This window comes from Microvirga massiliensis (genome assembly GCF_001006805.1).
GTDB lineage: Bacteria > Pseudomonadota > Alphaproteobacteria > Rhizobiales > Beijerinckiaceae > Microvirga > Microvirga massiliensis.
In genome coordinates, this window is sequence record NZ_LN811375.1 from 52734 (window position 1) to 62265 (window position 9532).

Below are 9532 nucleotides of genomic sequence, written 5' to 3' on the forward strand. Positions count from 1 at the left end.
GGCTTCGGCGGGCAGGCAGACCAGCGTCACAGCATGCCCCGCCAGCGCCAGCTTCGTCCCAAGCAAAGAGCCATAGGAAGCGCCCAGGATCAGAATGTTGTAACTCTTCGACATGTTCGTTTCTCCCCCATTATGATTGTAGAAAGCGCGACGATCAGGTCACGCGAAATGGACGGCAGCGCGTCCCAAGCCCGGGAATTCGGCCTCGACGGCTGTCCCCGGATCCACGAAGATCATGCCCGTATACGAGCCCGTCGCCACGAAGGCGCCAGCGCTCAAGCTACGATGTTCAGGTGATCGATTCTTCGTAGCCAAGCCTCGACGCGCCGACCGCGGAGCTGGATCAGTCATCAACAAAAGCGACGGGACGGCACCATCCACCAGACGCCCGCTCGATGAGAACCGGGAAAACTGCAACCTTAAAGCCATATGGAGGCAGCTCGTTCAGGCGAGCCATTTTTTCAACATGGCAGTACTCTCGATCCCGCCCAGCATAATGGCCCGGGAAGAATGCGGCTTTGTTACCTTTCTTGAGCTCCTCAACCATCATCGGAATTGGAATATCCCAACCCCAACCATCCGTTCCCATCACGCGAATTCCTTTCTCTATAAGCCATAGAGTGGATTCGCGGCCCATTCCTGGGTGACGAAGCGCAAAATCCGGCCGGTCGAAATCCTTCCACCGATCCGTCCTGATCAAGACGATGTCTTTTGGCTTCAACGAGTATTCGATGCGCGACAGCGCAGATTCGAGATCATCGACAGAAATGACCTCGCCTGCCTGCTTCCAGGAAAAATCCAGGACGACTCCGTCGCCAAAACACCATTCCAGGGGAATCTGATCGATCGTTTTCGCCGGTTTGCCTTCGCTCGTCGGACCGTAGTGGATCGGCGCGTCTAGATGTGTACCGGCGTGAGTGGAGAGCGTGACACGCTCCATGGCGGAATGGACCCCTGGCACCGGCAAATCGTCCAGATTGATGCCGTACGCTTTGGCCCGACCTCTCGCGACCTCGTAGTGGTCCGTATACTCGATATGCTGTTCCTGCGTATCAAACGACGCGTTGCGAATTGGCAAACTCAGGTCCACGAGCCGCATTGCTGTCTCCATCCCTGGGGCGCCTCAAAGGCGTTCATCAGTGCTCTAGGGAGTATACTAACGGCAGTTTTCGTCGACAATCAACTCTAAAATCGTCGACAGTTAATTCGACAATCCTGGCTTACAGTAGGTGAGCAGCCGGACTGACCGGATAGCCCCGGCCGTAACTCGGGATCGAAGCGCTTGAGGAGGGTAGGTCGCAGAGGCCATGCTCCGACCCCTCGTGTGGAACTCTCTCTTGGCCGGGACTCCCGCTTCGCGACTTCCCACGTCCGTTGTCCGGGCGCCTGACACCTGATGCAGCCTTCGGGAAGTCGCCTGAACGGCCAGCTGTCAGAACAATGAAGTGCCAGCCACCGGTGGGTAGCCGGACTTTCTCAACACTCAGAGCCTCCTAGGAAGTCGGTACGAGCGTGGCTTCCGGCTGCTTGGGGAACGGGTGCTCTGTGGCCCAATGGCGGGCGATATCGACCCGACGGCAAATCCAGACCTCGTTATGTCGTTGCACATGGTCGAGAAAGCGCTGGAGAGCGGCCAAGCGGCCCGGACGGCCGGCCAGGCGGCAGTGCAGTCCGACCGACATCATGCGCGGACGGCGCGCGCTCTCCGCGTAGAGCACATCGAATGAATCGACGAGATGCTCGTAGAACTCACGGCCGGTATTGAAGCCTGGTGCGGAGGCAAACCGCATGTCATTGCAGTCGAAGGTATACGGCACGACGAGGTGTGGGCGATCGCCAACTTCGACCCAGTACGGCAAGTCGTCGTTATAGGCATCCGAGTCATACAAGAACCCTCCATGCTCCACGACGAGACGGCGTGTATTCTCGCTGATCCGGCCAGTATACCAGCCGACCGGTGGCGCCCCGGTCAGACGCTCAATGGCGGCAACTGCCTTCCGGAGGTGCTCAGCTTCCGTCTCAGGCGGGCAGTTTCGGTAATCAACCCAGCGCCAGCCATGCGCAGCCACTTCATGCCCGGCCGCTGCAACAGCACGGGCTACATCCGGGTTGCGCTCGAGGGCCATGCCGACAGCGAAGATCGTGGTCGGAATTGAACGTTCGGCAAATACATCGAGAAGCCGCCAGACGCCGACCCGGCTGCCGTACTCATAAAAAGACTCCATGACGAGATTGCGCTGATCAGGCCATGGTGACACACCAGCCATGTCGGAATTCAGCACCTCGGAGGCAGCGTCGCCATGGAGGACGCACATCTCGGCGCCCTCCTCGTAGTTTAGTACGATCTGCAGTGCGAGCCGGGCGCCGCCGGGCCAATTTGCTTGTGGAGGATTCTGGCCGTAGCCGACCATGTCGCGCGGGTAGAGCATATCCTACTGCCCCTCGAACTCGACACCGAGCGCGGCAGCGAGGTCGATCTCTTCGGTGGAATCGATAAGATTCATACGCTGCTCGATGTGATCGAGGTGGCGGATCATTAATTCGGCTGCTGAGCTAGCATCGCTGCGCTCGATGGCTTGCAAGATGTCGAAGTGCTCGGGGCAAAGGCACCCGGGGCTGCCTCGCCCTTCGTAGCGTGCGATCGACAGGGAATTGCGCGACAGAATGTTGTGCAGTGTCTCGGCCAAAATCGAGTTTCCGGCGAGTTCGGCGATCGCGAGGTGGAACTCGCGCGACGTGCGCACCGCGGCAAAGCGGTCACCCGTCTCCCAAGCCTTGGCTTCGCGCTCAAGAATGCCACGCAGGCGAGCAAGCTTGGGCTGGTCGGCTTGGCGCGCCACTGTAGCCACGGTCGCCGCCTCGATCACCCGCCGTGCTTCGCAGATCTCCTGCGTCTCACGCACCGTGGGCTCCGCAACGAATGCGCCGCGGTTCGGCTGTAGCGTGACAAGCCGCTCATGGGACAGCCACATCAGCACTTCGCGGATACGGGCACGGCTAACCCGGAAGATCTGGGCAAGGCGGTCTTCGCCCAGTTTAGTGCCGGGTGGAAGCCGATGATCGGTGATCGCGGTCACGAGAGATCGATGAATTTCGGCCGCTGGCGCACCAGCCGGCGCTCGCCCCCCGTCAGTGGCCTGCGAAGCTTCCGCTCCGATTGCGTTTGTCATTGTGATGCTCAGTCAGCGCTTGTCCGGCCCACAATGTCGGGCAGCCCTCAGGATTGTCAATAACCAGGTTGCGCCATGTCGACAATTGTGCTTCATTTTGCTGACATCACTATGGCAGCCGACAGGAGCGGGCATGGCCAGGAGAATTCGAATCGGGATGCTGACGCCGTCATCGAACACGGTGCTGGAACCCGTTACGGCTCGGATTCTCGCCGACTCGGAGGGCTATACGGCGCACTTTAGCCGCTTCCGGGTCACTGAGATTGCGCTGCACGGGGCCGCTCTTAGCCAGTTCGATCTCACTCCAATGCTGGATGCGGCACGGCTTCTCCGGGACGCAAAGGTTGACGCGATCGCTTGGAACGGTACCTCTGCAAGCTGGCTTGGGCTTGAAGCGGACCGCCGCCTCTGCGACACAATACAAAGCGAGATTGGTGTCCCCGCGAGCACATGCGTCCTGTCGCTTGTCGAAGTGCTCCGCCAGTCAGGTGCGCAGCGCTATGGCCTGGTAACTCCCTACACCGAAGACGTTCAAGCCAAGATTATCAGCAATTTCCGTTCGGAGGGCCTCGAATGTGCGGCCGAGCGGCACCTTGGCATCCGGGATAACTTTGCGTTTGGTGAGACCAAGCCTTCAGTTATCGGAAACCTGATCCGCGAGGTCGCCGTCGCTGGGCCTGACGCCATCATCGTCCTCTGCACGAACCTTGCCGGGGCGTTTGTCGCCGACCAGCTCGCGGCGGCGCTCGAGATCCCGATCCACGACTCTGTTGCGATAACGCTATGGGGTGCATTGCGTGCTGCCGGGCTTGACGTTCCAGCTGACATTACCTCCGCAACGCAGCTCACGCACTTCCTTGCAGAATCTGTCGACCGAGACATAGCGGCCGAGCACGGTATCTCCGGCTGACGACAAGTCGAAGTCTGGTATCAGCCGCAACCGGCTGCCCAAGTGCCGTCCAGCAGCGCAAAGCTGGCTGTCATCAACATACAAGAGGGTGGAATACACCCCGACCTGAGAAACGCTAGAGGAGAGACTTCCATGCGACACTTTCTTGGAGCCGGATTGGCTCTTGCGGTCGGGTGCATCGCGTCAGCCGGCGCCTACGCTCAGAAAACTGAGCTGCGCGCGATCGGCTTTGTGTCCACACACGAGCAATCAAAGCTAGAGCGGGAATTCTACGACAAGCTCGCAAGCCGAACGGATCTTGACATCCGCATCAACTTCAACCCTCTCGACGTGGTCGGCGTGAACATGCAGGACACACTCCGCGTGGTGCGCAACAGGACGTTCGACATCGTCGAAACAACAATCGGATCCGCTGCACGGGACGACTCCTTCCTTGAGGGCATCGACCTTGTCGGCGTATCGACCAACCTTGAAGAACTCGAGCAGGCTGTCGAAGCCTATCGCCCGGCGTTTGCGGAACGGGTGGCGAAACGATTCAAGGCAAAGGTTCTGACGCTTTTCCCCCTCGGGCCGCAGGTGATTTACTGCAACAGCGAGATCAAAGGGCTTGCCGATCTCAAAGAAAAGAAGGTGCGCTCCTACACACCGACCATGTCGGCCCTTCTTCAGCACATTGGAGCCTCCCCGGTAACGCTTCAGTTCGCCGAGGTTTATCCGGCATTGCAACGAGGCGTCGCCGATTGCGGAATAACGTCGCCCAATTCCGGCAACTCAGGAAACTGGCCCGAGGTCACCACGCATCTGTTCCCACTCGGCGTGAGCTGGTCAGTGAACGCTCACTTCATCAATCTCGATGCCTGGAATACGCTTTCGCCGGACACTCAACAGAAGCTCGAGGCCGCCTTCAAGGATCTCGAAAAGCAGTTCTGGCAGGTGGCGCGGGACCTGACCAAAGATGCAACAAACTGCAATGTCGGCGCTGAGCCGTGCCAACACTTCAAGAAGTTCAACATGAAGTTGGTGCAACCAACAGAGGCCGACCGTCAGCTCCTCAAGGATGCGGTGAACGCAGTGGTGTTGCCGTCCTGGAAGGCCACCTGCAGCCGCAACTATCCCGAATGCGCAAAGGTCTGGAATGACACCATCGGCAAGGAGCGCGGCTACCAGATCCAGTAGCCGGGTCCGATCGACTTCGGCCCGGGCGACCAGCACCGGGCCGCACACAAGTCCATGGAGAGAGGCATGATGCTTCGACCTATCGAGAACCTTTCGCGCCTTGCGGCGCTTCTCTGCGGCTACGCCTATCTCGGCCTGTGCTTCCTGATTGGCTTCGAGATCCTGGCCCGCCGCTTCCTGCATTTTTCCCTTCAAGGTGTGGACGAGATCGGCGGCTATGTTCTCGCCATCACCGTCGCATTCGGCTTCGGCTACGCTCTGATACAGGGCTCGCACACGCGAATCGATATTCTCCTCATGTATCTGGGTGAGCGCGGGCGTGCGATCTGCAATTTTTTGGCCCTCCTGGGCATTGCGGTGTTTGCGAGCTTCATGGCTTGGCGTGCATGGGATACTCTTCGCGAGACCCTTGAATTCGACAGCCTTGCCAGTACTCCCCTTCAGACCCCGCTGTGGATTCCGCAGACTCTGTGGGTTGCGGGGCTGGCGTTGTTCGCGCTGATCGCCATCGGCGGCGCAGTCCACGGCGCCATTCTGCTGGCCCGGCGCCCGGCGCAATTCAATAATGTCTATGGCCCTCCGTCACTCCAGAGCGAGATCGACGAGCAGATGTCTACTCTTGAGGAGAGCACTGTGCTCCCCGTCGAACAGGGAAGGACTGCGTGATGGTCGACGTTACCGGTGCCGTCGTAGGCTTCGTTCTTATGCTGGTGATCATGATGCTTGGCCTGCACGTTGCTGCAGCCATGTTCATCATCAGTGCACTGGGTGCGCTGGTTTATCTCGGACCAGCCCCGCTGTTGAATTTTGGAACGCAGCTCTGGGCGGTGATGAACGACTTCATCCTGACTGCCATCCCGCTGTTTGTGCTGCTCGGTGAGTTGTTGATGCGCAGTGGCGTGACTCAACGCATGTATGTGGCGCTGTCGCACTGGGTATCCGGCATGCCGGGCGGTTTGTTGCACAGCAACATCGGCGCAAGCGCTCTCTTTGCATCGGTGTCCGGGTCTTCGGTGGCAACTGCAGCCACAATTGCAACGGTGGCATTGCCGGAGTTCAAGCGCCGCCGGTACAGTGAGCGGCTTGTCCTCGGCTCGATCGCCGCCGGAGCAACGCTTGGTATTCTGATCCCGCCAAGCGTCAACATGATCATCTACGGCGCGCTGACCCATACGTCCATCGGGCAGCTTTTCATGGCTGGCTTGCTTCCGGGCTTGGTCCTGACTGGTCTGTTCATGGTGGCTATCATTGTCATGTGTCTGCTCAATCCCGCTGCCGGTGGCGTTGAAGCATCGCCGCTGCCGATGGCAGAGCGCCTGAAGAGCTTGCGTGATCCTATTACCGCCGCTCGGGATCTTTGTGGTGGTTATGGGCAGCATTTATTTCGGTTGGGCGACACCGACAGAGGCGGCAGCGGTCGGCGTCCTGGCCGCATTTGGATTGGCAGGCTTCTATGGCGCCTTGTCGTTCCACATGCTGCACGAGGCGTTTCTCTCGACCATGCGCACGACCGCCTTGATCCTGCTGATCATCGTGGCTGCATTTTTTCTTAATTTTGTTGTCGGCGTTCTTGGCGTGCCGCAGGCAATGACAAAGTTCGTCAGCGAAGTCGGCGTCACGCCACTCACGCTGATCTTGGTGCTCTTTGTGTTTTACCTGGTCCTCGGCTGCTTCATCGAAACGCTTTCGATGATGGTCGGCACCATTCCGATCGTCTTCCCGATCGTCGTCCACATGGGTATCGACCCGGTCTGGTTCGGCGTCTTTCTCGTGCTGATGATGGAGCTTGCGCTCGTGACTCCCCCAGTCGGACTGAACCTGTATGTGGTTCAGGGCATCCGCCGTCAGGGCCCGGTCACAGATGTCTTTGTCGGGGTTGCCCCCTTCGTCCTGACGTTGATGGCGTTTGTATTCGTGATCATTGCCATGCCTGGTCTCGTGACCTGGCTGCCCCGGCTGATGTACTGATGACGGCGGATACAATCGTCCGTCTTGGTGCAGGCGAACTCGCCCGCGCTATGCGGGAGCGGCGGCTCTCCGCGTCCGATGCGGTCGAGGCAAGCCTCGAGCGAATTGCGGCCCTCGACGAGTCTCTTCAGGCTTTTGTCACGGTCGCAGCTGACGCGGCACGAAAAGAAGCCAAGGAGGCAGATCGTGCATCGGCACCTCGTGGTCCGCTGCACGGAGTTCCGGTCGCTGTCAAAGACAACACGGCGACCCGGGGCATCCGAACGACCCACGGCTCCTGCCGGTTCCGCGAGTTTGTGCCGGAGAAGGACCACAATTGTGTCGCGCGACTACGCGCGGCAGGCGCAATCGTTATCGGGAAGACCAACACCCCCGAGTTCGCCTTCGGGGCGGTCTGTCGGAACCCGCTTCGAGGACCGACCGCCAACCCATGGGATCACGAGCGCACCTCAGGGGGGTCGAGTGGCGGCTCGGCGGTGGCGGTGACGACTGGCATGGTTCCACTTGCGCACGGCACCGACTTTGGAGGCTCGGTCCGCACGCCTGCCTCGTTCTGTGGCTGTGTCGGACTCAGGCCGACTCCCGGCGTGATTGCCGATCCCGATCGAGGGCTTGCCTGGAACACGCTGTCGACCCATGGCGTGCTCGCGCGCTCCGCCGGCGACGCTGCACTCATGCTGTCGGTGCTCGCCGGACCGGACCTCTGCGATCCCACCTCGTGGCCGGCAAAAGACGAACCGGGTCAGGCTAAAGCGAGCCACGACGCTTCACGCTGTGCAGCGTCACTCGACCTCAATGGATCATTTCGGGTCGATGAGGAAGTCGCAACAGCCTTCGAGAGCGCAGTCGCCAGCGTTGCCCGAGTGCTCGGACCTGTTTCGCGAGAGGCGCCGGATTGCACAGGGGCCTCCCAGGCCTTCCAGACCCTAAGGGCAGCTCTGTCCTGGCACAATTTCAGGAGGCTGCTCGCTGCCGGCACGAACGATCTCACGCCATCCTTTGTGTGGAACGTGGAGCGGGGTAAAAATCTGCCGGCGCAGGCCTATCTCGAGGCGGAAGCCGTGCGCAGCCGGGCCTATCGCTCCTTTGCCCGCTTCTTCGAACGGTTCGACATCCTGATCCTGCCGGCGGCCAGCGTACTGCCCTTCCCGAATGCACAGGAAGAGGTGACGGAGATTGCCGGCCAGCCATGCGAGACAATCATCGACTATCTTGCGCCGACTTACCTTGTGTCGCTGGTCGGATTCCCCGTCCTGTCTCTGCCCTGCGGTCTGACGACTGATGGGTTACCATTCGGGGTCCAGCTTGTCGCTCGTCCATACGATGAAGCACGGCTGCTCGCCGTTGCAGAGCGGCTTGAAACTGCGGGGTTCCGGCATCTCTGGCCGGATCTTGTCGGTGTGGCCTAGCAATGCGCATCAAGGTCATCAATCCGAATACGAATCGTATTCTCACGGACCGCATCGGTGCGACGGCGCGCGCAGTGGCAGCACCTGACACCGAGATCGTCGCGACGGTTCCAGAAGCCGGCCCGTCAGCGATCGAGAGCCACTATGATTTGGCGCTAGCAGCAGTCGGCCTCCTACAGGAGGTTCGCGATGGAGAGCGGCAAGGCATCGACGGATATGTGCTCGCCTGTTTTGGCGACCCAGGATTGCATGCCGCGCGGGAGATCGCCTCAGGACCAATTGTTGGCATGGCCGAGGCGGCCATCCACGCCGCGAGTTATCTGGCAACCAAGTTCAGCATTGTCACGACACTGGATCGCATGCGCATTGTCGCCGAGCGTCTTGTCGTATCCTCTGGAATGGAGCGCCATTGCCGCGGTATCCATGTCATCGATATGTCAATCTCCGCCCTCACCGATTCTAGGTCCAACGTGAAAGGGCCTTTGATTGACGCCTGTAGGAAAGCCCTTCACGAAGATAGATCAGGGGCGATCGTACTCGGCTCCGGTGGCATGGCTGGGCTAGGACCGGGATTGTCGCGAGAACTCGGTTGCCCTGTCATCGATGGTATTGCCGTCGCCGTGAAACTCGTGGAAGGTCTCGTTTCTCTTGGACTTTCCACCAGCAGAGTCTTTGATCTAGCGCCACCAGAACCTAAAGCATATTCTGGCATTCTAGCTCCCTTTTCGTCCGAATGATGTATCCGCCCCGCTTGAGTTTGGGATCCGCCGGGCACCTCTCTCGTCATCAGCGTAAGGTTTTGGAGACAAGTGACTTGAGTGCCCAGGCTGCTGACAGAATCGCGCACGAGGAGCCACGTCATGCCGACCTTTGACACTCTCATCCGCGGCGGCACGGTT

9 protein-coding genes and 1 pseudogene are annotated in these 9532 nt (G+C 59.8%); 7 read left to right on the plus strand and 3 right to left on the minus strand.

The window, feature by feature from the left end; translation table 11 throughout:
* Positions 1-343: 343 nt before the first annotated feature.
* The 3 genes from BN1233_RS41165 to BN1233_RS41175 all read right to left on the minus strand — a co-directional run bounded on the left by BN1233_RS41165 (position 344) and on the right by BN1233_RS41175 (position 3170).
* Positions 344-1099: a cyclase family protein gene (locus BN1233_RS41165; protein WP_048708310.1), complete on the minus strand. Its 756-nt coding sequence runs from the start codon at positions 1097-1099 to the stop codon at positions 344-346.
* A 394-nt stretch (positions 1100-1493) separates the two neighbouring features.
* Positions 1494-2429 carry an allantoinase PuuE gene (puuE, locus tag BN1233_RS41170; protein WP_046869476.1) on the minus strand — a complete coding sequence of 312 codons (936 nt, stop codon included), beginning with the start codon at positions 2427-2429 and terminating at the stop codon, positions 1494-1496.
* Between the two features lie 3 nt (positions 2430-2432).
* Positions 2433-3170 (minus strand): GntR family transcriptional regulator, encoded by a 738-nt coding sequence (locus BN1233_RS41175; RefSeq protein ID WP_046869477.1) that lies wholly within the window; start codon positions 3168-3170, stop codon positions 2433-2435.
* Between the two features lie 133 nt (positions 3171-3303).
* On the opposite strand from BN1233_RS41175, the gene BN1233_RS41180 reads away from it, so the two are divergent.
* The 7 genes and pseudogenes from BN1233_RS41180 to BN1233_RS41205 all read left to right on the plus strand — a co-directional run bounded on the left by BN1233_RS41180 (position 3304) and on the right by BN1233_RS41205 (position 9370).
* A complete protein-coding gene (locus BN1233_RS41180) occupies positions 3304-4080 on the plus strand; it encodes a maleate cis-trans isomerase family protein (protein WP_046869478.1) in 777 nt (258 codons plus the stop codon).
* A 156-nt stretch (positions 4081-4236) separates the two neighbouring features.
* The gene (locus BN1233_RS41185) at positions 4237-5256 is read left to right on the plus strand and encodes a TRAP transporter substrate-binding protein (protein WP_244470745.1); all 1020 of its coding nucleotides are present in this window, start codon (positions 4237-4239) and stop codon (positions 5254-5256) included.
* A gap of 66 nt (positions 5257-5322) precedes the next feature.
* Positions 5323-5922 carry a TRAP transporter small permease subunit gene (locus BN1233_RS41190; RefSeq protein ID WP_048708308.1) on the plus strand — a complete coding sequence of 200 codons (600 nt, stop codon included), beginning with the start codon at positions 5323-5325 and terminating at the stop codon, positions 5920-5922.
* Positions 5923-6002: 80 nt separating this feature from the next.
* A pseudogene (locus BN1233_RS50755) lies at positions 6003-6452 on the plus strand (TRAP transporter large permease subunit); the annotation flags it as partial.
* Positions 6453-6624: 172 nt separating this feature from the next.
* Entirely contained in the window at positions 6625-7224 is a 600-nt protein-coding gene (locus tag BN1233_RS50760) for a TRAP transporter large permease subunit (protein WP_280139404.1), read from the plus strand.
* The gene (locus BN1233_RS41200) at positions 7224-8633 is read left to right on the plus strand and encodes an amidase (RefSeq protein ID WP_046869481.1); all 1410 of its coding nucleotides are present in this window, start codon (positions 7224-7226) and stop codon (positions 8631-8633) included. Before BN1233_RS50760 ends, BN1233_RS41200 begins: the two co-directional genes overlap by 1 nt.
* A gap of 2 nt (positions 8634-8635) precedes the next feature.
* Positions 8636-9370, plus strand: coding sequence for an aspartate/glutamate racemase family protein (locus BN1233_RS41205; RefSeq protein ID WP_046869482.1), 735 nt, complete (start codon positions 8636-8638; stop codon positions 9368-9370).
* Positions 9371-9532: the final 162 nt, after the last annotated feature.